Consider the following 24,605-nt stretch of genomic DNA (forward strand, 5'->3'; position numbering starts at 1 on the left):
CAACAGGTGGAGCAGCATCAGGACATGATGAATCGGCGCAATGGTCGTCTTCATCTTCAGGAAAAGATGAATCCATGCAGTTGTCTTCTTCTTTGTCTCCAGCTTCGGCTACGGAATGGTCATCATCGGCTGACATGAATACCGATACGGATATGGATACAGAAGAAGCACATGCACGATCCGAACAAACAGCAGCCAAGCGATTTGCACGCTGGCGGCTCATTCTTGGCGCAGCGACAGAAGAGGAGCTGAATCGATTACAGCAATGTGTATCGCCTGGCGATCGTCTGTTATCTGAGGATGAACGAGTGATGGATCAAGCGCTGGCGGCTATTTATGATGAGACAGGCGGTACAGCTGATGCTGGACAGAGCGGTGGACGTACCGCTTCCAGAGGGGCAGGCAGCGGTGCTTCGGCTCCTGTACTGTCACGCTGGCTTGGTGATGTGCGGACATTTTTCCCTAATGATGTCGTATCGATTATTCAGCAGGATGCGATGGAGCGTAAAGGATGGAAGCAGCTATTGTTTGAGCCTGAACTGCTCGCGAATGTGAAACCTGATATTGCGATGGTTGGCACGTTGATGGCACTCAAAGGTAAAATTCCAGAACGCACAAAAGAAACGGCACGTCAGCTCATTCAAGCAGTTGTCGATGATTTGAAGCAGCGGATGGAGAGCAATCTGCGGCGTGCGGTTACTGGTGCGCTTAATCGTCGCCAGCATTCTCCCTTACCTTCACTAAGTGGCATTGACTGGAAACGTACAATTCAACGTAATTTGAAGCATTATGATGTGGAACATAAACGGATCATTCCGGAGAAGTTTTATTATTTTGACCGTGCACAGCGCAGTCATGAGTGGAAAGTCATTATCGATATTGACCAGAGTGGCTCAATGGCAGATTCGATCATCTGGGCGTCGGTGGTGGCGGCGATTTTTGCCAGTTTGCCTGCGCTTGATACACGGGTAGTTGCCTTTGATACGTCCGTAGTTGATCTGACCGAGCAGTGTAACAATGATCCGGTCGATATGTTGTTTGGTATTCAGCTTGGCGGCGGTACCGATATCGACAAATCGGTCGCGTATTGTCAGCAATTTATTGAAGAGCCGAAGAAAACGCTGTTTATTTTAATTTCTGATCTGTATGAAGGTGGTAATCAGAATCGCCTGGTACGGCGGATGCGAGAAATGCGCGAATCCGGTGTGAAGACGCTCTGTTTGCTGGCGCTATCTGATGATGGGAAGCCATTTTACGATGCAGGTGTAGCGAAGCGTTTTACCCGTGATGGAACGCCAAGTTTTGCCTGCACACCGAATTTATTACCTGCGCTGGTAGAGGGCGCACTAAAAAATCAAAATCTGTCCGAACTTGTACAGCGTCTTGGTATAAAGCTGGACAGCTAAGCTGCTTTTGTTTACGAATGCGCCAAATCGTGTAACCAATGGGTAGAGCTGCTTTTCGAGGAATGATCGGTTCCTGGCAAAGCACAGCATGAAACTACACTTTGGAAACGATGAAGGAGGCAGCATTATGTACCCGGATCTGACAGGCAAAACGGTAGTGATTACAGGCGCAGCGACTGGTATCGGTCAGGCGATTGCGCTTCGTTTTGGACAGGAAAAAGCCAATGTCGTCATTAATTATCATAGTAACCATGACGGTGTAGAAGAGACGATTGCCAAGATTAAGGAAGCAGGCGGTCAGGCGATCGATGTGCAGGGAGATATGTCGAATGAAGAGGATGCACAGCGCATCGTTCAGACCGCGCATGATACATTTGGCAGTATGGACATTATGATTAATAACGCTGGCATGGAAAATGAAGTGCCTTCCCATGAGCTGTCATTGGACGATTGGAACAAAGTAATCAATGTGAACCTGACTGGTGCTTTTCTCGGTAGTCGAGAGGCGCTTCGTTATATGCTGAAGCATAATATTAAAGGCAGCATTATCAATATGTCGAGTGTACACGAGATTATTCCCTGGCCGCATTTTGTCCATTACACGGCAAGTAAGGGCGGCGTGAAAATGATGACCCAGACACTGGCGATGGAATATGCGCCACATGGTATACGGGTTAACGGCATCGCACCGGGTGCAATCAATACGCCGATCAATGCCGAAAAGTTCGAAGATCCGGACAAAAAAGAAGCGGTAACCAAGCTGATTCCGATGGGTTATATCGGTGAGCCAGAAGAAATCGCTGCTGTCGCTGCCTGGCTGGCATCGTCCGAAGCAAGCTATGTGACCGGTATTACACTCTTTGCGGATGGTGGAATGACGAAATATCCTTCCTTTCAAGGCGGAAACGGCTAAATCGGAGGTGCGATCATCATGAAGCGTGAAATCGATGTGCAGGCAAAGAGTACAGACGATCGAATTACGGAGCTTGAAATGGCGGAATATGCGGAGTATAAGGTAGAGTTGGATTTGTCAGACTCGCCAACGTCGCAACAAGCCCAAAAAAACCAGCAAGCCCAACAAGCCCAGCAACACCAGCAACACCAGCAACAATCTGTAACGTCAGCCGCTCAGTTACCTCAGCAACCATTCACCTCGGGAACATATTCGATGAATTCGTTGCAGAAGCAATCGTCTATTCACTGGTATCCCGATCCTGAGGACGTACTGGACAATCCAGCCTTATCCTGCTACTTTTTACCGCTGGTGACGTTTACCCATGAGCATCTGCAAAATGGACAGGCTTATCAAATTCATCTGTTCGGCATCGAAGGATTACCCTGTGTGGCGCCGGATCGTTACGGAGAGCCGCATATGTGGGGCTTTGCGTACAATGGTGGTAAATATCGCTGGCTTGGCGATACGGCTGTTTTTGGCGGTATGAATGTGTCTGATGTATATGCGTGGTTATTGAATGATTTTGATCGCAATTGCGAATATTATATGCATGAGCGGATGAGTGCAGCCGATTATGTTGCAGGGGCACAGACGGCGCTTGCCAGCATTGCTAACTTTGATGCTCGTGCCTACGCGCATAGTGTGTACAGCTATATGTACACGCGTGTTCATTATCAACGAACCGGACAATTTCGGCATATGAATGAGCTGACCAGTGATCAGGCAACAGCTACTGGACTTCGTTCAGAACGCTGGCTGCTGGATCGATTGGAAGCACAGCAGTTAGGTAGTTCAGTGTTAGCTGGGCTAACGACAGTAGAGCGTCATCGCTATGCATTGGATACGGCAATGATCGTAGGCGGAGCCGAACGATTTCATTTTATGGATAGCAGTCAGGGTGCGGTAGTGGCGGCACTGAATGCGGAGCGTCAGCATGTGTATTTGCTGCAATAAAGACAGTATAGCTTTTGTCTGTTTTGATCCAGCGTAATGACTGGATGCCAATGCAATAATCGAATACAGTAATCTAAAAAATGCTCGTCCTGTATGCTGAAAAGTACAGTAGGGGATAGAGTTGCTTTAGTGATTATGCTATGATGATGCAGAGGTGAGTGCATTGACGACAGAACAAAATCAACCATCGTCCACTGAGGAAGCAAGTCAGTCCAAAAAGCTGAGTCAGGCGGAAGCCGCTAAGCGTCTGCTAGCACAAAAGAAGCAGAACCAGGGTAAAGGTGCAGGCGGTCTACAATCGACAGGTACGAAAAAAATGACTAGCCAGATGACCAAAAAAGTAAACAATCAACGCAAAAAGATGGGAACTTGATTCTCATTCGAATCTGCGTTTGCCGAATGTCGTATTCGGATAAGCTATACACATAAGCACAGGCAGAACACAAAGACCCTTTGCAGCGCTCACTGGAGCCAAAAGGGTCTTTGTCTTTGTATTCGTCAATCTGTGTCAGCATGGTATGCTTATCGAAGCGGCTATATGTACACAATGAATACGAAAGCGGAGGACGCGATAGGATGAAAAATATACTCGTTACCGGATACCGGGCGCATGAGCTAAATATTTTTAATCAGAAGCATGAAGGCATCCCCTATATCCGGCAAGCGATTCGCAGCAAGCTCGTTCCGCTGCTGGAAGAAGGATTAGAATGGGTAATCACACCAGGACAATACGGTGTCGATCTGTGGGCTTGTGAGGAAGCGATTGAACTTAAAAAGGAATATCCACAGTTGCGGGTATCGATCTTATCGGCATTTGCCAGTCCAGAGGAACGCTGGAGTGAGGATAAGAAAGAGTATTATGAGGGCATTTTGAAGCAGATTGATTTTCACGGTGTGGTGAGTAATCGTCCTTACGAAGGAATCTGGCAGTTTAAAGCGCGCGATGAGTTATTGTTTCGCAAAACGGATGGACTCATTCTTGTGTATGACGAGGATGCGGGTGAAGGAAGCCCACGCTTTTTCAAGCAGGAAGCGCTACGTAGAGGTCAGGAGGAAGGGTATCGTTATATTAGCATCAGTTCGGAGGATATTCAGAGCCTTGCGGATGAACAGCGAATGGAGCAGCAATTGGATGAGCCGGAGCAGGATGGAGGACATGCGGGTGAAGAGTTTGCGGATGCAGATGATATGATGACGAAGGAAGAGCTTGAATGAAAGAGCTTAGTGTAACGTATACTAGATCGGTACGGTCTGGTATTATGCTGAATGCAGTACGGCGGTTCAAGCAATTTGGAAACGATGATTTTCTAGCTGAACGATGAACGATGAACGATGAACGATGAACGATTAACAAATGAATGAAATAACGAGTGAACGAATGAACTAACAAATGAACTAACAAATGAACGAATGAACTAACAACCCAACAACCCAACAACCCAACAACCCAACAACCCAACAACCCAACAACCCAACAACCCAACAACCCAACAACCCAACAACCCAACAACCCAACAACCCAACAACCAATGAACGAACGAATGATTAACTAACGATTAACTAACGAACTAATCCTGAACGAAGTCTTTTCTTTTTCTAAAAACTAACATATGCAAGTAAGATTTATACAAGTGATTAGTTGCTGATGCGTATTCACGAATTGTTCAATTTTAAAATATACAGAGGCAGAGGTGAAAGTGTCCTCTGTCTTTTATTTTCGTTGTTATATGAATTATAAGGGTGAAATAATAACTAAAAGTGGAAAAGTAAGGTGATTTATATCACATCTACGCTCCTTATACAGCAGTATACTAAATACATAAAAGATCCAATTTTAGATATTAAAGATTGTGAAATATATAACGTGATTATGGGATATTTACAGGTGCATCGACACCTTCTATACAGAACAAGCCGCAATGTAAATTAATAACAACACCACTATGAACACAATGGGGGAATTGCAATGACAGCAACACGTGAACGACTCGTCCTGATCGGTAATGGTATGGCTGGAGTAGCAACACTGGAGCAGATCATCAAGCTGGGAGGCAACTATGATATTACAGTTATCGGTAGTGAACCGCATCCGAACTATAATCGCATCATGTTGTCCTACGTACTGGAAGGCAGTCAGACGATTGATGATATCGTACTGAATAGCCGTGAATGGTACGAGGAGAATGGCATCACATTGCATACTGGCGTAACCGTAACGGCAATTGATGCAGACAACCATTGCATCATAACGGATCAGGGGGCACCTATACCTTATGACAAAGTCATTATCGCGACTGGTTCTAGCTCGCTCATCCTACCTATTCCCGGTCATGATAAGCAAGGTGTAGTCGGTTTCCGCGATATCGCGGACTGTCACCAGATGATGGAAGCCGCCGCTACGTATCCAAAAGCAGCGGTCATTGGCGGCGGATTGCTCGGTCTGGAAGCGGCGAAAGGTCTTGTTAGTCTCGGCATGGATGTTACAGTTGTACATTTGATGGACGATCTGATGGAGCGCCAACTCGATGCAGTTGCTGCCGCTATGCTCAAAAAGGAACTCGAATCGCAGGGCATCAAATTCAAAATGGGTGCACAAACTGCCGAACTACAAGGTGGTGAACGCGTAGAACGCCTGCTGTTCAAAGATGGCACGGCATTGGAAGCTGATTTTGTCGTAATGGCAGCCGGTATTCGTCCGAATACAGCCGTAGCTCGTCATAGTGGCATTGAAACGGAACGCGGTATTCTCGTTAACGATTATTTGCAAACGTCGCTGGATGGTGTGTACGCTGTCGGCGAATGTGTACAGCACCGTGGTAACTGTTATGGTCTGGTTGCTCCTTTGTTTGAGCAGGGTATGGTACTGGCGAAGCATATTTGCGGACTCGATCCACAGCCATATGTAGGTTCGACCGTATCGACTAAATTGAAAATCTCGGGTGTCGATGTATTCTCGGCAGGTGTATTTATTGAAAATGAACAGCAATCCGTCATCACCGCTCGCGATGATTGGAAGAAAACGTACAAAAAAATCATTTTACAGGATAACCTCATCGTCGGTGCCGTACTGTTCGGCGATATTAACGATTCGGCGCAATTGCAAAAGTTGATCCGTGACGGTGCACCGATGACCGACGAACTGTACGCTGAGCTGATGGGTACAGGTGGTTGTAGTCATAGCAAGAAAAAAGCATCGGTCGACACGATGGCAGACGACGAAATTGTCTGCGGCTGTAACGGGGTTACCAAGCTCGATATCGTGAGTGCGATTCAAGACAAAGGGCTAACAAGTGTGGATGAGATCAAAGCATGCACCGGTGCAACCCGTTCGTGTGGTGGTTGCAAACCGGTCGTCGAACAGATTTTGCAATTCGTACTTGGGGACGGGGCAACCGTTGCATCGAGTCAGGGCATATGTGCTTGTACAACGCATAGCCGCGACGATATCGTAGCTGCGATTCGCGATAAAGGTTTGAAAACGATCAAAGAAGTGATGAATGTGATGGAATGGAACAACCCAGAAGGTTGCTCGAAATGCCGTCCGGCGATTAACTACTATCTCGGTATGATTCATCCAGTAGACTATCAGGATGAAAAAGAATCGCGCTTTGTGAACGAGCGTATGAACGCCAACATCCAGAAAGATGGTACGTATACGGTTGTACCACGCATGTATGGTGGGGTGACCACGCCGGAAGACTTGAAAAAAATCGCCGATGTATCGGTTAAATATAATGTGAAAGCTGTAAAAATGACAGGCGGACAGCGGATCGACCTGATCGGTGTGCAAAAAGAAGACCTGCCGCTCGTCTGGGCCGAGCTGGATATGCCATCCGGCTATGCGTATGCCAAATCGCTGCGTACCGTCAAAACTTGTGTCGGCTCGCAATTTTGCCGCTTTGGTACACAGGATTCGATGGGCATGGGCGCATCGCTGGAGCAACGTTTTGAACGGCTTGATTTTCCCGCCAAATTCAAAATGGCTGTGAACGGCTGTCCACGTAACTGTGCTGAATCGTGCACAAAAGATATCGGTATCGTCGGTAACGATGGAGGTTGGGAAATTTTTATCGGCGGTAACGGTGGGATTAAAGCTCGCCTGGCGGATTCGTTTTGCAAAGTGAAAACCGATCAGGAGCTGATCGACCTGTGCGGAGCGATTATCCAATACTATCGTGAAACGGGTAAATACCTGGAACGTACATCGGAATGGGTCGAACGCATGGGACTGGAGCAGATCAAGGCAGCCATTCTGGATGATGCCGATCACCGCAAGCAATTGATCGAACGTGTGACGATCGCACTCGCTCAAGTCGAAGACCCGTGGCAAAAAGTGCTGCATGATGAACCGACACGAACTGCGCTGTTCGGTACGAAGACGACCCTATAAACGAAAAGGAGGCTGAATGCTATGAATGCAACGCAAACATTTTACAAAGCAGGCATGCTGGACGAATTTCTAAGTCGCATCGGACGTGTACTGATCGTAGCAGGACAGGAGATTGCTGTATTTCGTACTTCTAATGATGAAGTATTTGCACTCGAAAATCGTAATCCGCATCCTAAAGGTGGGCCTATCGCCGAAGGTATCGTATCCGGTCACATTTTGTATGATCCGTTATATGATTGGCAGATCGATCTGGCTACTGGCATAGTTCAGGCGCCTGACGAAGGTCAGGTTCGGACGTTTCCGGTGAAAGTAGAGCACGGAGCTGTGTGGATCGGAATGTAATGGTGGACGCGAAGTGAATGATCGTAGGTCATACTGGAATTTGCATACAAGTCTGGGTGATTATTTGTTTTTAAAAGTAAATCCGGTGCATGTAAACGAGCTTATACGTGCTTTGTAATGGTATGTATGATCGCTGAATAAATAAAGATCAAATGACCGGAAATGGTGGATGGAATAACCTATCAGTTAACATCAACAGGCAATAGTTTAGACGTAATCTGTTTCCTTTTTCAAAGGACATAACAGCTTACGTCTTTTTTGCGTATTTAACTATTCCAACACCGCAACTACCTCGTTCTTACAATATCCAAATTAATTTCCGCTCCATTCTAGTTCCTATTCACCATCTCTTCACACACTTAACGACCGAAAATTAGTGACACAGTACATTACTTTGCTTATAATGTAGCAGAAGTGTCGGCTATAACAGATATGGTAAAATAGTAATACACTTTATCGTTGTGCAATACAATTCACTGCATAGACAACACTCAATACACACAACAGAGAGTAAAGACAATGCACAACACAGACAATGCACAACACAGACAATGCACAACACAGACAATGCACAACACAGACAATGCACAACACAGACAATGTACAACACACACCATAGACAATACACAAGACGCAATACAGATAATGCACAATACACAAGACGCAATACAGATAATGCACAACACACCATGTACAGCATGAATATACCTACCTCATCGGTCCGGGTTGAGGCGGAGGAGGGGAATGGATGATTACGCTGGAAAGCGTGAGTAAATATTTTGGTTCGGTCAGTGTAGGTCAGGCGGCGGTGCAGGAAGTTGATCTGCATATTGAAGCAGGCGGCATTCATGGCATCGTTGGGAGCAGTGGTGCAGGGAAATCGACGCTATTGCGTATGATGAATATGTTGGAGCGACCGGATGCCGGGCGTGTGATCGTAGCGGGCATAGAGCTTACGGCATTACCAGAACGCAAACTGAGAGAAGCCCGGCAAAGGATCGGGATGATTTTTCAGCAGTTTAATCTGGTACACAATCGCACGGCTGGTGGCAATGTGGCAGCACCATTAGAACTTGCTGGTATCAGGGGCATAGAGCGTAAGCTGCGCGTTAATGAATGTTTGGAGCAGGTTGGCTTGCTCGATCGGCTACAGGCGTATCCGGCGCAGTTAAGTGGTGGGCAACGGCAACGAGTCGCCATTGCGCGTGCGATTGCCAATCGTCCGCAGGTGCTGTTATGTGATGAGCCGACGTCAGCGCTTGATCCAGCGTCAACCGCAGGCATTTTGGAGCTGTTGCAGCAGATCAATGAAGAGCTGGGCGTTACGATTGTAATTGTTACTCATGAGATGGATGTGATCAAAAGCATCTGTCACACCGTTTCTGTTATGCAGCATGGGCGCATCACGGAGAGTTATTCGCGCGCAGAGCATGGGTTTGCACCTGCGCCGGATTATACGCGGTCGTATCGGGAGCAGTTGCTAGGTGAAGCACAATCTCCAGAGCATCAACATGAGAGCACGGATACCTTACTAACAGTGGCAAAGGAACAACAACAGAAGCAGTCGGAGCAACCATCACTACAGCAGCAACGACATCGGGAACAGCCACATCCACAAGAACACCAAGAACACCAAGAACACCAAGAACACCAAGAACACCAAGAACACCAAGAACACCAAGAACACCAAGAACACCAAGAACACCAACCGTTTGGGACGAAGCAACAGGGTGGTGATTCGAAATGAATGGATCACGCACACTCGGAGAAATGCTGGAGCGTTACCAGCATGAAATATGGCGTGCAATCGGTGAGACGTTTACGATGGTCGGCATTTCACTTGCTGCGGCTGTATTGATTGGTTTGCCACTGGGTACACTGCTATATGTAACGAAAAAAGGACAGCTGTATGAGCAGCCGCTACTGGCAGGTGTGCTCAACACTTTTGTCAATATCGTGCGCTCCTTTCCCTTTTTACTGCTGGTCGTATTTTTGATTCCATTTACCCGACTTGTCGTAGGCACTTCGATTGGTACGGAAGCGGCATCGGTGCCATTATCGATCATCGCGATTGCATACTACTCTCGTCTGGTCGAGCAGGCATTACTGGATGTACCACGTGGCATTGTGGAATCGGCACGCGCGATGGGAGCATCACCGCTACAGATCGTTTTTAAGTTTCTATATGTGGAAGCGCGTTCTGGGCTTGTGCTGGGATTAACGACGTCAGCCATTAGCTTTATTTCGTATTCAACCGTTGTCGGTATCGTTGGCGGTGGCGGTATTGGTGACTTTGCGATTCGGTATGGATATCAGCGCTTTGAGACCGATGTGATGGTCTATATGATTGTGCTGATGATTATACTGGTGCAGGGTGTTCAGTTTGTCGGTAGCCTGCTGGCACGTATATTGGATAAACGCTGATTCTGTACCACACACCATAGACAATGCACAACACGCAACACATCATGTACAGCATGGAAGCATATTTGGCTCGAAGTATAGTTTACGCAAAGGATATGCTCGTTTCGGCTTAAAAGAATTTGATTATAACGATATCCAGCACGCCAGCGATGGACGATCACTGGCGGCACATCTTAATTCATGGAGGAACAAAATGAAAAACAAACACGCACTATGGATGATGTTGATCGCGATGATGCTACTGCTCGCAGCATGTGGCGGCAAATCCGACTCGACTGCAAATGAAGCAGCAAGTTCAAACGAAGCAACAGGGACGACCGAAACGACACTCAAGGTGGCAAGTCTAATTCCACCGATGACTGATATGCTCGATATCGTCAAACCATTACTGAAAAAGGATGGCATCAATCTGGAAGTGGTCGTGCTGTCAGACAATGTACAGCCGAATGATGCGCTGGCGAACAAAGAAGTCGATGCGAACTTCTTCCAGCATGTACCGTATATGAACCAGTACAACCAGAGTAAAGGTGCCAATCTGGTAGCGATTCAGCCGATCTATGATGCCATTTATGGTGCTTACTCCAAAAAGTACAAGAGCATCGATGAGTTGCCAGATGGCGCTGTTATTGCGATTGCCAATGATCCGTCTAATATCGGTCGCTCGCTGCAAATGTTAGCACAAGCAGGGATGATCAAGCTCAAAGATGGCGTTGGCATGAATGCGACGCAAGCCGATATTACATCCAACCCGAAAAACTACAGTTTCAAAGAAGTCGATCTGCTTATGCTTGCTCGTATGTACGATGAGGTAGATCTGGTCGCGATGACCCCTGCCTATGCAAAGCCGCTGAATTTGACTCCGGTTAAAGACGCACTTGTAACGGAAAAAGATGATTCGACGTTTGCGATTACACTGGTTGCACGTGAAGATAACAAAGACGCTGAGCCAATCCAGAAATTGAAGCAGCATCTGGCAGGTCCAGAAGTGAAAAAATTCCTGCAAGATAACTATGCGGATATTGCCGTACCTGCATTTTAAAATTAGTTATGAACTTATGAACTTATGAACTTATGAACTTATGAACTTCGGTATCTCGGTATCTCAGTATCTCTATATGTTTGTAGCTCTGCCTGATCTGTCCAGCACTACCCTAGTACAACGCAAATCTCACAAAAACAAAAACCTGTCTGCCCCTCTTCGGGTACGGCAGGTTTTTTCGCATTATCTGTGCCACGTACTGATTCTGTACACGACGATGTTTTACACAAATCACGATTGAAATTAAAAGAGAGTTTGTGCTGATTCGTTATGCTGAAGCGATAACATCAAGCATTACGCAAGAAAGGTGGAAACCGACGATGAACAATATGCAAATTCACTATATGCACTTCATCAGTCAACTGGAGCGTCAATGGCAGGAGCAGATGCGTAATAAACCACAGCAATGGAAACGATCGGATGGACTAGCTGCCAAAATTAAAGAGGATGGAACAATGAATGACTTTTACGGATATACAACGGTTATTCCACTCCGTGATTCCGATCGTCTGCGTTGCGCGCAGGCGCAGCACATCTTGCTAGAGCGGCTTTCGCATCGACTGGTAGCGTTATTACCGGAAACATTTCATCTGACTATTCATGCACTGGGCAATGAACGCAACATAACCGGAGGTGCGGAAATCGTGCGGCAGCATAGGAGCAGCTATGAATTGCAGATGGAACAAACTTTTCGCGAGATTGCCGAGCGCTACGCCGGTCGTAATATCGCGATGCGCGCCCTCGGTGTCAGTACGAATACCCGTGATGTGGTTAGTATCAAATATGCACCGGAAGCTGCCGAGGATTATGCACTGCTAATGGACTTGTACGAACGCATCCGTGAGTTATCACCTGAACGGAGTATGTATTTGCCCCATGTGTCGTTATGTTACTTCCGTCTGGATGGGTTAGAGCCGCCTGAGATCGATCTGTTGTATCAAACGATGGAGGAGATCAACCGTAGCATCAAGCTGGATATCGTGCTGGAAGTGGACGAGCTAGTTTATCAGATGCACCGTCATATGAACGACTTTTCGGCTATTTTTGCTGTAAAAGATTTTGTGAAGCCATAAGCCATAGATCCAGTTGTGGTTATTTGAGGATGCAGTCTATTTCACAGGTAGTCCTCATTCGGTAGCTAGACGGTTACTATACCTATTAAATAAACGTTTAAAAAGGCTGTGTCTCCGGTGCACAGCCTTTTGTTGCGTCCCCGTTAGGGTGTAAATAGTTTAAGGTTAAAAGATTAGCCATGATATTAACATGTATTGTATTCCCCGTTAGAGAGTGATCATCCGGTTACATTTGCTGCATGTTCATACAGGTACAACCGAAGTCAGCTTCATATCGATCCAGCTTCGCAGCAGCGGCGTCATTCGTTCTGCCAGTTGAAGTGGGGTGTCGCGTGTGTCTTTCTTTTCGTTACTCCATTGCAATGTGGCACCATACAGCGACCAGCTGATCATCGTAGACAGTGTAACCAATTGCGCATGATCGTGCTCTGGCAGATCAATGGTCAATTGTTCTAACATGTACTGCTGAAGTTGAAGCTTCATATTCGTTTCTACGAGCGAACGAAGCGAATCGATATTTTTGGGACACTCGGTGCCAGAGTACTCGTGAAATTGACATAATGCACAGATCAAAGTAGTCAACGCTTCTGAAGTTAGAGCCTGTTGCGGATCGATGCCTTTGTAGAGCAGCTGGATTAGCTGGGTGGAGATCATATGATCTAACAATTCATATTTGTCCGTGTAATGAGTATAAAAGGTGACTCGATTGATCGTAGCATGGCGTGTAAGGTCGCTGACCGTAATCTCTTGAAATTCTTTCGTTTGTAGCAGTTCTACAAAAGCCTGATGAATTAACTGGCGGGTACGAATCACACGCGGGTCCTGCGGATTGGGTTTAACGGAAATGGACATGATACATACCTCCTGTAGTGACTGCCATTTGTAAAATGAGTTTGAAGTGAACAATTTAATTTTGAAATGAACAATGTGATTTGGAAATAAATAAGGTGCGCTTTAAATGACAGATTATCGAATGTGCAACTTAAACGACACATCCCGGATTTTGTTGGTTGTATCGGATGTGGCACGCTTGTACAATCAGGCATATACCCTATCCGGCAGCATGCACCGGGGAAGGAATTGTTTTACACTAATGCTTACTTTTTTATATTTATTTCCCAAAGATAATGAATATAGTATAACCGAAAATATGACCGGAGGTTACGATAAATATGAATCATACCGAAAATAATATGCAATCAAATCAAAAACAGTATGTAGCACCATTGTTTGAATCATTCACTTTAGGCAAACTGGAGCTGGCTAGCCGAATCGTGATGGCACCAATGGCACGTGGATTTTCGCCAGATGGTGTACCTGGTCCGGAAGTGGCGGATTATTACCGCCGTCGTGCCGAGCAGCAGGTCGGTCTGATTATTACCGAAAATGTATCGATTCCGCATGCTTCCGCCAATCAAGACCCGGCAAACAGTCCGCATTTTGACAGTGTTGCGGCACGAGCTGGCTGGAAGCATGTGGTAAATGAAGTCCATCGTGTCGGTGGTAAAATCATGCCGCAGCTCATTCATGCCGGTATTGCGCGTGAAAATTTTCCACAGCCGGAAGGTGCAGCTCCGTCGATCGGACCATCTGGAATCGATGTGTATGGTGAGGTAAAAGGAGAGACGATGACAGTACAGCAAATTCGCGATGTGGTGCAGGCGTTTGCCGATGCCGCGCTACAGGCGCAGCAACTTGGCTTCGATGGGATCGAGCTGCATGGTGCGCACGGTTATTTGATCGACCAGTTTTTATGGGAAACGACCAATCAGCGGTCGGATGAGTATGGTGGCAGTATTGCTAACCGTGTTCGTTTTGCAGTAGAAGTAGTGGAAGCATGTCGCCGTGCGGTCGGTCCAGATTTCCCCATCGTATTCCGGTTTTCACAATGGAAGTATCCTGTGTATACAGCGAAGCTGGCACATAATGTGGAAGAACTGGCACAATTACTACAGCCGCTGGCAGAGGCAGGCGTAGACATTTTCCATGCGTCGACACGTCGTTTCTGGGAGCCTGCCTTTGACGGTTCGCCGCTCAGTCTGGCAGGATGGGCGAAGCAAATTACAGGCAAAGCCGTCATTACCGTCGGTTCGGTTGGCTTAAAGCAGGACTTTACCGAGTTTTTCGCTTCCGGTGCCGATGCGGAGCAGCAGGGCAGTGTTAGCGTTCTAACAGAACGATTACAAAACGGCGAATTCGATCTGATCGCTATTGGTCGCGCCCTGCTCGCCGATCCCGAATGGGCAGCTAAAATTCGCGACGGTCGCTTGGATGAACTGAAGCCATTTCACGCAGAGGCAGTGGGCAAATTGTACTGATCATGTAGCAAGGGGATGTATTAGTATGGCGAATGGATACACTTGATGATGGGTTTGTAGCGAAAATTTGAAGTGATAACGATCATGCCAATGAATCTGTCCTACTGTTTTGTTATCATCGGTGCCCTTAGCGAAACTGTATCTGTACAATAGTACTAGCTGGACGATAGTTACGTTAATCGCAGTGTACTAACAATAGTGGACGATAGTTATGCTAATCGCAGTGCACTAACAATAGTGGACGATAGTTACGTTAATCGCAGTGTACTAACAATAGTGGACGATAGTTATGCTAATCGCAGTGCACTAACAATAGTGGACGATAGTTACGTTAATCGCAGTGTACTAACAATAGTGGACGATAGTTATGCTAATCGCAGTGCACTAACAATAGTGGACGATAGTTACGTTAATCGCAGTGTACTAACAATAGTGGACGATAGTTATGCTAATCGCAGTGCACTAACAATAGTGGACGATAGTTACGTTAATCGCAGTGTACTAACAATAGTGGACGATAGTTATGCTAATCGCAGTGCATTAACAATAGCTGGACGATAGTTACGCTAGCCATACTGCAATAATAGTAGATAAACTATAATAACCACAGTTGCACTACAACAGCCATAACTAAGCTACCCTAATCACAGATACACTACGATCCCCAGAGCTGCATCCCTTTGATTACAACTGCACTACAATAAAAATCACCACACAAAAGCCGCTGTGTTCCTCATCTCTACAGGAGAAGGACACAGCGGCTTGATTGTATTTTATACATATACTTCAATCTTCTGTCATGAACATAGAAGCGATATTCTGTGTTGCTGTCTCCCTATCTAAATGAAGCGGCACATAAATCGCTGATACTCGTATGCGATTGTCCCATACAGATAGCATGTCATCATCAAGTTGGGCATCGTTATCGATCTGGTAACCTGGCAAATGAATACACTGTTATCGTTATCATTGCTGTTCAGGCAGCCATCGTTGTCGATTTGGCATCCTGGCCAACAGCACCTGCATCCAAACCTCATGATCAATCACAACGGTGAAACTTTAGGTACTTCTTGCGGCGTTGTAGCGCGCTTTGTAGCTTTGGGTTTAAGTTTCCACTCCGACACTATTACACCGATAAGAACAAGCCCTGCACCGATATAGCCTTTAACCGACAACATTTCATGCTGAAACCAGTAAGCGAACAGCGCCGCAAATACCGGTTCCAGCGAGAAGATCAGTCCGGTGCGGGTCGGCGTTGTATACTTCTGAGCAATCGGCTGCACGACAAAGCCAAATGCACTGCATACGACGCTTAATGCGAGTACCGCAAGCCAGCCATCGCCCGTATGGGGTAACGTAGGCGTCTCGAAGATCAGCGAGAAGATTAAGCCATACAATCCGGCAAAACCAAGCTGCATAATCCCCAGATTGAGCGTGCTTCTTGTCAGTCTTGCCGCCGCTCCGGTAATCAAAATATAGCCAGCATAACAAATCGCCGCCAGAATACATAGCGCATCACCAGAATGAATCGCAAGTTGCCCGTTCAGCGTCAATAATCCAATGCCGAGCACGGCAAGTAGCACGCCAGCGATCTGTTTTCCAGCCAGTGCGCGCCGAAAGAGCAGCCAGTACAAAATGGGTACAAAAATAACCGTTAAGCTGACCAGAAATCCAGCGTTGGATGTCGAGGTGGTTTGCAGTCCGAACATAATAAAAGCAAACACACCAAACAGGCATAGTCCAAGCAGCGCGCCATAACCGGTCGTGCGCCAGTCCAGATGCCGTAGCTGACGAAAGAAGATCAACGCCGTTAAAATAAACGCCAATCCGAAGCGTAAAGCGATCAGATTGTATGGGCTGAGCGAGTCCATGCCCATTTTCATAAATAAATAGGACGAGCCCCAGCAGAGCGTGACCGTGAAAATCAACAGGTCGGCTCGTGATTGTTTCATAATTCAATCCATCCTTTACGATCGTATCCTTATTTATCGCTATCGGCATGTTCCGAATTCATGCTAGTAACGAAATCATGAAATCAGTATAGTACATTATAGATACAAGCATATTGAATGTTTGTAATGGAATACATGAACAAATGTAATGGTAATACTTGAGTGTACGGATAGTAAGGAAGTGCAATATGAAGTAGAAAAGTGCGGTGCAAGTGTGGAATTATAGTGCAGGTGTAAAGGTGCGGTGTCAGTGTGGAACTATAGTGCAGGTGTAGAAGGACAGTGCCAGTGTGGGATTATAGTGCAGGTGTAAAAGTGCGGTGTCAGTGTGGAACTATAGTGCAGGTGTAGAAGGGCAGTGCCAGTGTGGAATTATAGTGCAGGTGTAAAAGTGCGGTGCAAGTGTGGAATTATAGTGCAGGTGTAGAAGCGCAGTGCAAGTGTGGAACTATAGTGCAGGTTAGAAGGGCAGTGCCAGTGTGGAATTACAGTATAGGTGTAAAAGTGCGGTGTAAGGTTGGAACGGTACGGCAAGGTTGAAAGTATACGAAGGAGCGTGCAATGGTTGAGTATTCATAAATATGAAGTATTGCTCAAAGTGGTCGAGCTGGGAAGTCTGACCCGTGCAGCGGAGGAGCTAGGCTTCACGCAATCCGGGGTTAGTCATATTATTCATGGTCTGGAACGGGAATTCGGGTTCCCGTTATTACTGCGTGATCGCTCTGGTGTTCGGTTGACGACGAATGGAGAACAAGTGCTGCCACCGATGCGTGAAACGGTCAACTGGAACGAACAGCTCAAACAGGTTGTATCATCGATTCACGGCTTAACTGCCGGCGTGATTCGCATCGGTACATTTACAAGCGTGTCTGTACACTGGTTGCCGGGAATGATCAAAGATTTTCAGCGCGATTATCCAGGCATTGGTTTTCGGCTCATGGAAGGCGATTATGAGGAGATCGAGGATTGGCTTGCGGCTGGTGAGATTGATTGCGGCTTTATGACGTTGCCGGCGAAAAGCAGCTTTGACATTTTGCCGTTACGACAGGATCGAATGCTCGTCATTGTGCCACCGGATCATCCATTACGGCATGAGGCACATTTTCCATTAGCACGCATTGCAGAAGAAGCATTCATTATGCCACGTGAAGGCTCGGACTATGATGTAAGGCGTGTGCTGGAGCATAATGGTATTACGCCAGATGTACATTTTGTGCTGGGTGATGATTATGCGATTATCGCGATGGTCGAAAATGGACTTGGTATTAGCATTTTGCCGGAGCTGGTACTACAGGGACGCGATCATAACGCGGGTATGCTGGAGCTGGAACAGCCTGCTTTTCGTTCGCTAGGGCTTGCGGTACAATCGATGTCAAAGGCATCTCCAGCAACCCGGCGTTTTTTGCAATATGTAGAAGCATGGGTAAAGCCTGATTAACAGGTAGGGATAATATTGTTAGAGATAGAGATCGGTTTCACGCTGAGATCACGAAGACATAGAAACTCACAGACTTACAGACTTACAGACTCACAGACATAGAAACCCATAAACCCATAAACCCATAAACCCATAAACCCATAAACCCATAAACCCATAAACCCATAAACCCATAAACCTAGAAAAACAAGTACAGAGGATGTAATAGAGGTTAGCTGAATTATTTTTTATCATTGAATGATCTATATAACGAATAGAGCCAATCCCAATCTTCCATTTCCGACTGTTCGACTGCGTTTATTTGGTCACAAACTATGTTATAATAAAGTCCGTCTTCCAATGTAAGCGTTATTTTAAAAAGCATGTAAGGATGACCTGCCGTAGGCATCAGGATACATAGTAGCGGTTGTGCAGGTGATCTGTTAATCAAAAATGTATTTTGCAGGAGGTATAACGATGGCTCTTGGAACAAGCATGATTATGCGTTTACAAATGGACAAAGCACAGGTGAGTTTTGGTGAAGTGGCAGGTGCAATCGGTCAAGCAGGCGGCGATGTGGTCGCGATTGACGTTATCCATGCCAGTCCAGAAAGCACAACACGCGACCTTACAATCAATTTGCCGGAAAATGTACGCGAGAGCATGTTACAGGCTGTCGGAGCACTATCAGGAGTCAAAGTTGTCAACGTATCCGATCGCACGTTTCTGGCGCATCTGGGTGGTAAGATCGAAGTTCAGCCCAAGTCTCCCGTAAAAAACCGTGAGGATCTGTCACATGTATACACGCCAGGCGTAGCCAAAGTGTGCATGGCGATTCATGAGGATCGGCAAAAAGCATTTTCACTGACCGTTAAACGCAATATGGTTGCGGTCGTATCCGATGGTACGGCTGTGCTCGGACTTGGCGATATCGGGCCTGAAGCAGCGATGCCGGTTATGGAAGGTAAAGCGATGCTGTTTAAGCAGTTTGGCGAAGTAGATGCTTTTCCGATCTGCCTGAATACGAAAGATACGGAAGAGATTATTCAAGCCGTAAAATGGATGGCGCCTGCGTTTGGCGGCATTAATCTGGAAGATATTAGTTCACCACGCTGCTTTGAGATTGAGCGCAGATTGAGTGAAGAATTGGACATTCCGGTATTTCACGATGATCAGCACGGAACCGCTGTTGTTGTGCTGGCAGGTTTGCTGAATGCACTGCGTATCGTCGGCAAACAGCTGGAAACGGCGAAGATTGTCGTGCTCGGTATTGGTGCAGCCGGTGCAGCCTGTGTGCGAATGCTGCTATCCGCAGGTGCGCAAAATCTAATCGCTGTCGATAAAGAAGGCGCACTGGTGCGCGATGAGGAATATGCACATGAGATGTGGAACTGGATTGCGGCTCATAGTAACCCGCAGCAGGAACGTGGTAGCCTGAGCGATGTGATCCGTGATGCGGACGTATTCGTGGGCGTATCCCGTCCGGGTCTGCTTACGGTAGAGCATCTGCATACGATGGCAGATGATCGGATCGTATTTGCGATGGCGAATCCTGATCCTGAGATCGATCCGGAAGTGGCGGAGCCGCATGTACGTGTGCTTGCAACCGGACGCAGTGATTATCCGAACCAGATTAACAATGTACTGTGCTTCCCGGGTATTTTCCGTGGTGCACTCGATTGCCGTGCATCGACGATCAACGAAGAGATGAAAGTCGCTGCCGCTCGTGCGATCGCATCGGTTGTTAAAGAAGATGAGCTGAATGAGCTATACATCATCCCCGGTGTGTTTAACGAGCAGGTCGTACAGGAAGTGCGCCGTGGTGTCATCGAAGCGGCGATCAAAACAGGCGTCGCACGTCGTACACCGCCGGAGTTTCGTTAAGCGTATATAATCATGATGATCATGCATCATAGATGATACAAAATAGCCCCTACTTGTTGTTCAACAGCAAGTAAGGGCTATTATTCGTTACGTATGCGGTAAGAGTATTCATTGCATAGAAGTATGAATAGCAGTACGAATGAAATAGGCGTATTGGACACATTAGGTAATATAGGATTTGCAGCAAGAAGCCAGCGTGATGTTGACGGAGTATATGCCAGAATAAATCCGCTTACCGCACAATATCTACACGTCTATCAAAAAGTTTATTATCATTTGCTTGACGATCACGTACTTAACTGCCACTTAGCTTGTCAAGATTATACGTTACGGTGCGTTTACCAGAAGTGAATAGCGGATTGAACGTAAAATACAGCGTGTTACCGACACGTTTCTCATAAGTCAGTCCGTCGCCGTTACCCATTGGTCCACCATTGTCCAGTTCAATCTCTTTTTGTTCAGCAACGGATAGCAGCTGTTTGTATAGTGTAACACTCCGACCGCTACTGCGATCAACGACAGCGAGCTGGTAGTCATGATTGTTACGGATCAGCATCATATCGGCATCCATTTCCTCCACATTGTATTGCTGATCAGCGCCCTTGTTACCCAGCTTGGTCAAATCGATGGTTTCCACGACATTGCCGGTGCCATCTTCAATCAAGCGCAGCTTTTTGCTATCGTTCATGAGGATCTGACCGTTGTATGTATCGATCAGATCGGGTCTGCCCCAGCCGAAATCGGCATGATTTTGGCGAATAAGCTTATTATCTTTGAATAGCAGCTGATACGTCTCGCTATTAATATGGGGTTCACCGTATGAATTGCTTATGCTAAAGAGCAGCAACCCTTTTGGCGTCATACGGATTTTAAAGTCTACCCAATCGAGATCACCTTGAAGAGTAGCGATTTTCACAGGCTTACCTTTACCGTCCCATGAAAATACCTGGCCACCGCTTTTCTCAATCGCATAGGTCATACCGTCATAAGAAGTAGAGACAACATCGTAATTTTGCAGATTTTTTGCGGTAACGACTTTTGTTTTGACATTATAGCCAACATAGGTGCCACCCAGTGCTTCTACGGCGAATTTGAATGGAACATACACGACAGGCTCGGTGCTATCTTTCTCTTTTTTAAAATAAGCGGGCTGGCTCATCGTGACGATTTTGCCATCTACCACTGCTGTTTTACTGCCATCGCGTATGCCTATTTTTTTCAACCAGCCGTTGAATCCGGCGCGCTTGCCTGTAGAATCAAAGCTAACTTGAAGTCCATAATGACTAACCAGATCATTGAGCTGCACATACAGTGTGCCATTACGCATATAAACAGCATCTTGATATACGCTGGAGTATTGATTGGTTTTTGTAATAATCTGAAACTGGTAATTACTATCCGAAGCTGCCTGAGCCGGCTGGGCTGCTAGCGGTGTGCATAGTAAGGCGGCAGAAAGTAGTAGTGCGGTGCAAGATTTCTTATGGAACAATAGGATCAAATCCTTTCGCATAAAATGGTATAGTATGAACTAAAATAGAGTATTTACGAAAAGATAGAATGTACTGAAATAGAGTATTTACTGAAATAGAGTATTTACTGAAAAAATATCTACCGAAGCTGGTTGAGATCATACGTTACGGTTCGTGAGGCATCGCCATTTGGTGGGTCGAATGTAAAATAGAGTGTGTTGCCCACACGTTTTTGGAACGTTAGACGATCGGCACCCATAAAGCGATCTGCGCCGGAAAGTGACCATTCCACATCTTTTTTCTCATTTGCTGATAAAATTTGCTTGTAGAGCACAGCGCTATGTCCGGTGTGAAGATTAGCTACACTAAGCTCAAAATCATGTGCATTGCGAATCAGCATCATATCGTCATCCATCGCTTCAATGCTATATTGCTGATCCGTCCCTTTGTTGCCAAGCCTGGTGAGATCGATCGTTTGCACGACATTGCCGCTACCATCTTCGATCAAGCGTAAGATGTGGCTATCGTTCATCATGATTTTGCCTTTATAGTTGTCCAGCAGATCGGTATGACCAGGGCGGTAATCTGCATGATTTTGACGAATAAGTGCTCCGTTTTTGTATAGGAACTGATACACTTCACTATTAAGATGCGGCTCACCATAGGAATTGCCGATCGTAATCAGCAACAATCCGCCCGGCGTCGTCTCCACATCGATACCACATGAATCCAGATCATGATGAAGAGATAGAATATGCACGGGTTTACCTTTGCCGTCCCATGTGAATACATCACCACCGTTTTGATCGACACCGTACATGATGCCATGATGCGTCGTATAGATAACGTGGGGAGTTTGCATATTTTTAGCGGTAACTGTTTTCGTTTGGGCATTGTATCCTGTGTATGTACCGCCTAAAGCTTCGATTGCAAAAGGAAACGGAACATAGACGACAGGCTGCTTGTTATCTTTTTCTTTTTTAAAATAGGCTGGTTTGGACATCGTTACGACCTTGCCGTCCACAATTGCGGTTTTACTGCCATCGCGCACGGCGAACTTTTTTAACCAGCCGTTGAACCCGGCGCGTGTACCCGTAGCATCGAAGCTAGGTTGAACCCAGTAACGGTCTGCCAGCGCATTAAGCTGTACATATAATGTGCCACCATGCATATACACATCGTCTTGTTGCACATAAGGCGCGGGTTCGCCAACAATGCTAAGTTCGTAATGATAATCGCTTTTGGCAGCCGCGTAGGTGTGATATGTAGCGAGTGGTGAACATAATAAGGCTGTAGATAGTAGGATGGAAGCTGCTGATTTCTTAAACACGAATAAAAACACCTTCTTTTCTAAAAGTCGTTAGGATATGTCTATATTTTTGTACAGCTTGCATGAGTATGGACGAAATAACGTTTAAAAGGTTGCAAATTATGGAAGATAGAGGGAGGAACCGATATGAATATCAAACGATCGCAACCTACTGATATTCATGCGAGGCTGCAAACCGAACCGGTCGATACCCACTCTGCCAGTCGGCGCTCAGACCAGTCTGGATTAACGGCTGCCCATGATCATTTACAGCGTTCTTCTCCAGGGGGGAAAGTAGACTCACCAGTGATCAGTGCGAGTTTGTATAGCAGTCAGCTGGCAGATAGCGGCTATCGTCCTCAATTTTACGCCTATTATTATAAGCAGTGGCAACAGTATGAAATGGACTATCATCAGCATCATTCGACTGAGATTATGTATATGATTGCGGGTGCCTGCCGGATTGAGCTGTTACGGTCAACTTTGCCCATCGCTTTAGGTGACAGACGGCATGATGAAGTACAGACGGATGTGGTGGAGCTGCAACGTGGGCAATTTATCGTTATCGATGCAGGGGTGCCCCATCGCTTGATCGTAGGTGAACAGCCCTGCCGAATGCTTAATCTGGAGTTTGGCTTACAGCTTCACGTTCCACCACATGAGTCAATCCATCCGTCAGACACGACGATCCTCCAGCAGCTTGCTCGTCAGGAGACGGATCTAGCAGCCTGGATCGGTCAACCGCAGCAGTATATGGTACTCTCCGACCCAGAAGAGGTGTATTACACGCTCAAGTCGCTCGTGCTGGAGCTGGATCAGCGTAGTATGAACTCGATGCTAAGTGAGCTGTTGTTTGCCCAGTTACTTGTACGTATCGCCAGACTATGGCATGAACATGAGCAAAGTCGTCTGTCACAAAGCGAACGCTATGTGCGGCACAGTATCGAATTTATGCGGCAAAATTATGATCGTAGCATCCGCATGGAGCAGATCGCTGCCGCAGTGAATGTGCATCCAGGTTATCTGCACCGCGTATTCCGCAAACATATGGAGACGACACCGACCGATTATTTAAACACATTACGTATGGAAAAGGCTATGATGCTGCTGGGTAGCACTGATATCCCGATTGCCGAAATTGCCGATTATGTCGGCGTATCGAGTCGGCAATATTTTCACCTGTTATTCAAAAAGCATACGTCACAGACCCCTGCGGATTATCGAACAGCGATGGAACGGACCCAATGGGATCATGTGTCGGACGAGCTGTCTGAACCGTGATCATAGTCGTTATTGCATTGCCTGGTCATGACAGAATAAGTATGGAGTAGCAGTGAAACCAATACGGAGGACTGAAGGTAAATTGAACAAGCGATAAAGCAGTAGTTAAAGAAATATGAATATACAGGGGATAAGTGATGAGCAAGCATGGAATAGCTCGAATAAGCACTGAATCACTACTGAGCGAGCACTGAGTAAGCACTGAACAAGCACTGAGTAAGCACTGAGTAAGCACTGAACAAGTACTGAGTAAGCACTGAGTAAGCACTGAACAAGCACTGAATAAGTACTGAGTAAGCACCGAATAAGCATGCAGCGGTGCTTTTTTGATATTTGTAATGTGTAAAGCATCTATAACTTTCGATCATTCAGGTTAGGATTTTGTACAACTA

The 24,605-nt window shown here is 46.4% G+C and carries 18 protein-coding genes and 1 pseudogene; 15 read left to right on the forward strand and 4 right to left on the reverse strand.

Going from position 1 to position 24,605, the window contains the following annotated elements; all coding sequences use genetic code 11:
• Window positions 1–152 precede the first annotated feature (152 nt).
• The 11 genes and pseudogenes from AAHF22_RS12520 to AAHF22_RS12570 all read left to right on the forward strand — a co-directional run bounded on the left by AAHF22_RS12520 (window position 153) and on the right by AAHF22_RS12570 (window position 12,583).
• On the forward strand, window positions 153–1,406 hold the full coding sequence (locus tag AAHF22_RS12520; RefSeq protein WP_347325600.1) for a VWA domain-containing protein: 1,254 nt from the start codon (window positions 153–155) through the stop codon (window positions 1,404–1,406).
• Between the two features lie 127 nt (window positions 1,407–1,533).
• Window positions 1,534–2,319 (forward strand): glucose-1-dehydrogenase, encoded by a 786-nt coding sequence (locus AAHF22_RS12525; protein ID WP_347325360.1) that lies wholly within the window; start codon window positions 1,534–1,536, stop codon window positions 2,317–2,319.
• A gap of 18 nt (window positions 2,320–2,337) precedes the next feature.
• Window positions 2,338–3,315, forward strand: coding sequence for a hypothetical protein (locus tag AAHF22_RS12530; protein ID WP_347325361.1), 978 nt, complete (start codon window positions 2,338–2,340; stop codon window positions 3,313–3,315).
• Window positions 3,316–3,469: 154 nt separating this feature from the next.
• The gene (locus AAHF22_RS12535; protein WP_371834061.1) at window positions 3,470–3,688 is read left to right on the forward strand and encodes a hypothetical protein; all 219 of its coding nucleotides are present in this window, start codon (window positions 3,470–3,472) and stop codon (window positions 3,686–3,688) included.
• 203 nt (window positions 3,689–3,891) lie between these two features.
• Window positions 3,892–4,530 (forward strand): SLOG family protein, encoded by a 639-nt coding sequence (locus AAHF22_RS12540; protein ID WP_347325362.1) that lies wholly within the window; start codon window positions 3,892–3,894, stop codon window positions 4,528–4,530.
• Between the two features lie 751 nt (window positions 4,531–5,281).
• The gene (nirB, locus tag AAHF22_RS12545; protein ID WP_347325363.1) at window positions 5,282–7,705 is read left to right on the forward strand and encodes a nitrite reductase large subunit NirB; all 2,424 of its coding nucleotides are present in this window, start codon (window positions 5,282–5,284) and stop codon (window positions 7,703–7,705) included.
• A gap of 21 nt (window positions 7,706–7,726) precedes the next feature.
• Window positions 7,727–8,047: a nitrite reductase small subunit NirD gene (gene nirD, locus AAHF22_RS12550; RefSeq protein ID WP_347325364.1), complete on the forward strand. Its 321-nt coding sequence runs from the start codon at window positions 7,727–7,729 to the stop codon at window positions 8,045–8,047.
• 748 nt (window positions 8,048–8,795) lie between these two features.
• Window positions 8,796–9,452 (forward strand): annotated as a pseudogene (locus AAHF22_RS12555) (methionine ABC transporter ATP-binding protein); the annotation flags it as partial.
• 338 nt (window positions 9,453–9,790) lie between these two features.
• The gene (locus AAHF22_RS12560; RefSeq protein ID WP_347325365.1) at window positions 9,791–10,471 is read left to right on the forward strand and encodes a methionine ABC transporter permease; all 681 of its coding nucleotides are present in this window, start codon (window positions 9,791–9,793) and stop codon (window positions 10,469–10,471) included.
• A gap of 193 nt (window positions 10,472–10,664) precedes the next feature.
• Entirely contained in the window at window positions 10,665–11,510 is an 846-nt protein-coding gene (locus AAHF22_RS12565) for a MetQ/NlpA family ABC transporter substrate-binding protein (protein WP_347325366.1), read from the forward strand.
• Between the two features lie 320 nt (window positions 11,511–11,830).
• Complete coding sequence (locus tag AAHF22_RS12570) at window positions 11,831–12,583, forward strand: hypothetical protein (protein ID WP_347325367.1); 753 nt, start codon at window positions 11,831–11,833, stop codon at window positions 12,581–12,583.
• Window positions 12,584–12,826: 243 nt separating this feature from the next.
• Here AAHF22_RS12570 and AAHF22_RS12575 read toward each other — a convergent pair whose 3' ends face one another.
• Window positions 12,827–13,435, reverse strand: a complete 609-nt coding sequence (locus AAHF22_RS12575; RefSeq protein WP_347325368.1) for a TetR/AcrR family transcriptional regulator — start codon at window positions 13,433–13,435, stop codon at window positions 12,827–12,829.
• A gap of 320 nt (window positions 13,436–13,755) precedes the next feature.
• Between AAHF22_RS12575 and AAHF22_RS12580 the strand changes: the two genes are divergently transcribed.
• A complete protein-coding gene (locus AAHF22_RS12580; protein ID WP_347325369.1) occupies window positions 13,756–14,901 on the forward strand; it encodes an NADH:flavin oxidoreductase in 1,146 nt (381 codons plus the stop codon).
• Window positions 14,902–15,944: 1,043 nt separating this feature from the next.
• Here AAHF22_RS12580 and AAHF22_RS12585 read toward each other — a convergent pair.
• Window positions 15,945–16,853 (reverse strand): DMT family transporter, encoded by a 909-nt coding sequence (locus AAHF22_RS12585; protein ID WP_347325370.1) that lies wholly within the window; start codon window positions 16,851–16,853, stop codon window positions 15,945–15,947.
• Between the two features lie 565 nt (window positions 16,854–17,418).
• Between AAHF22_RS12585 and AAHF22_RS12590 the strand changes: the two genes are divergently transcribed.
• Window positions 17,419–18,291, forward strand: a complete 873-nt coding sequence (locus AAHF22_RS12590; protein ID WP_347325371.1) for a LysR family transcriptional regulator — start codon at window positions 17,419–17,421, stop codon at window positions 18,289–18,291.
• Between the two features lie 432 nt (window positions 18,292–18,723).
• Entirely contained in the window at window positions 18,724–20,154 is a 1,431-nt protein-coding gene (locus AAHF22_RS12595) for an NAD-dependent malic enzyme (RefSeq protein ID WP_371834062.1), read from the forward strand.
• 295 nt (window positions 20,155–20,449) lie between these two features.
• Here the strand turns inward: AAHF22_RS12595 and AAHF22_RS12600 are convergent, their stop codons facing one another.
• Window positions 20,450–21,643 carry a stalk domain-containing protein gene (locus AAHF22_RS12600; RefSeq protein WP_347325373.1) on the reverse strand — a complete coding sequence of 398 codons (1,194 nt, stop codon included), beginning with the start codon at window positions 21,641–21,643 and terminating at the stop codon, window positions 20,450–20,452.
• Between the two features lie 119 nt (window positions 21,644–21,762).
• Window positions 21,763–22,953: a stalk domain-containing protein gene (locus AAHF22_RS12605; RefSeq protein ID WP_347325374.1), complete on the reverse strand. Its 1,191-nt coding sequence runs from the start codon at window positions 22,951–22,953 to the stop codon at window positions 21,763–21,765.
• Between the two features lie 288 nt (window positions 22,954–23,241).
• On the opposite strand from AAHF22_RS12605, the gene AAHF22_RS12610 reads away from it, so the two are divergent.
• Complete coding sequence (locus tag AAHF22_RS12610; RefSeq protein WP_347325601.1) at window positions 23,242–24,213, forward strand: helix-turn-helix transcriptional regulator; 972 nt, start codon at window positions 23,242–23,244, stop codon at window positions 24,211–24,213.
• Window positions 24,214–24,605: the final 392 nt, after the last annotated feature.

Origin of the sequence: Paenibacillus wenxiniae, from assembly GCF_039822605.1 — a bacterium.
Classification (GTDB): domain Bacteria; phylum Bacillota; class Bacilli; order Paenibacillales; family Paenibacillaceae; genus Saccharibacillus; species Saccharibacillus wenxiniae.

Coding starts and splice junctions, on each gene's coding strand:
- AAHF22_RS12520 (WP_347325600.1), top strand. CDS start 153: ATGGATACAGAAGAAGCACATGCACGATCCGAACAAACAGCAGCCAAG.
- AAHF22_RS12525 (WP_347325360.1), top strand. CDS start 1,534: ATGTACCCGGATCTGACAGGCAAAACGGTAGTGATTACAGGCGCAGCG.
- AAHF22_RS12530 (WP_347325361.1), top strand. CDS start 2,338: ATGAAGCGTGAAATCGATGTGCAGGCAAAGAGTACAGACGATCGAATT.
- AAHF22_RS12540 (WP_347325362.1), top strand. CDS start 3,892: ATGAAAAATATACTCGTTACCGGATACCGGGCGCATGAGCTAAATATT.
- nirB (WP_347325363.1), top strand. CDS start 5,282: ATGACAGCAACACGTGAACGACTCGTCCTGATCGGTAATGGTATGGCT.
- nirD (WP_347325364.1), top strand. CDS start 7,727: ATGAATGCAACGCAAACATTTTACAAAGCAGGCATGCTGGACGAATTT.
- AAHF22_RS12560 (WP_347325365.1), top strand. CDS start 9,791: ATGAATGGATCACGCACACTCGGAGAAATGCTGGAGCGTTACCAGCAT.
- AAHF22_RS12565 (WP_347325366.1), top strand. CDS start 10,665: ATGAAAAACAAACACGCACTATGGATGATGTTGATCGCGATGATGCTA.
- AAHF22_RS12570 (WP_347325367.1), top strand. CDS start 11,831: ATGAACAATATGCAAATTCACTATATGCACTTCATCAGTCAACTGGAG.
- AAHF22_RS12575 (WP_347325368.1), bottom strand. CDS start 13,435: ATGTCCATTTCCGTTAAACCCAATCCGCAGGACCCGCGTGTGATTCGT.
- AAHF22_RS12580 (WP_347325369.1), top strand. CDS start 13,756: ATGAATCATACCGAAAATAATATGCAATCAAATCAAAAACAGTATGTA.
- AAHF22_RS12585 (WP_347325370.1), bottom strand. CDS start 16,853: ATGAAACAATCACGAGCCGACCTGTTGATTTTCACGGTCACGCTCTGC.
- AAHF22_RS12595 (WP_371834062.1), top strand. CDS start 18,724: ATGTATTTTGCAGGAGGTATAACGATGGCTCTTGGAACAAGCATGATT.